This window comes from Kluyvera sp. EC_51, assembly GCF_019584505.1.
Lineage (GTDB): Bacteria > Pseudomonadota > Gammaproteobacteria > Enterobacterales > Enterobacteriaceae > Kluyvera > Kluyvera sichuanensis.
This window is the reverse complement of sequence record NZ_VDAG01000073.1, coordinates 1-263: the sequence shown is the minus strand read 5'-3', so window position 1 is coordinate 263 and position 263 is coordinate 1. Positions and strand designations below refer to the sequence as shown.

Here is a 263-nt window from a genome sequence, read left to right as displayed (position 1 = left end):
GGGAGACCCCACACTACCATCGGCGCTACGGCGTTTCACTTCTGAGTTCGGCATGGGGTCAGGTGGGACCACCGCGCTACAGCCGCCAGGCAAATTCTGTTATCAGACCGCTTTTCGCGTTCTGATGTAATCTGTAATCAAGCTGAATATCGATGTCTCTTTCGCCAAAACATCTTCGGCGTTGTAAGGTTAAGCCTCACGGTTCATTAGTACTGGTTAGCTCAACGTATCGCTACGCTTACACACCCAGCCTATCAACGTCG

2 rRNA genes are annotated in these 263 nt (G+C 51.7%); both read right to left on the bottom strand.

The features are described 5' to 3' along the window. A 5S ribosomal RNA gene (rrf, locus tag FHC49_RS13145) occupies positions 1-90 on the bottom strand; the annotation flags it as partial. A gap of 95 nt (positions 91-185) precedes the next feature. Beyond that, positions 186-263, bottom strand: a 23S ribosomal RNA gene (locus tag FHC49_RS13140); the annotation flags it as partial.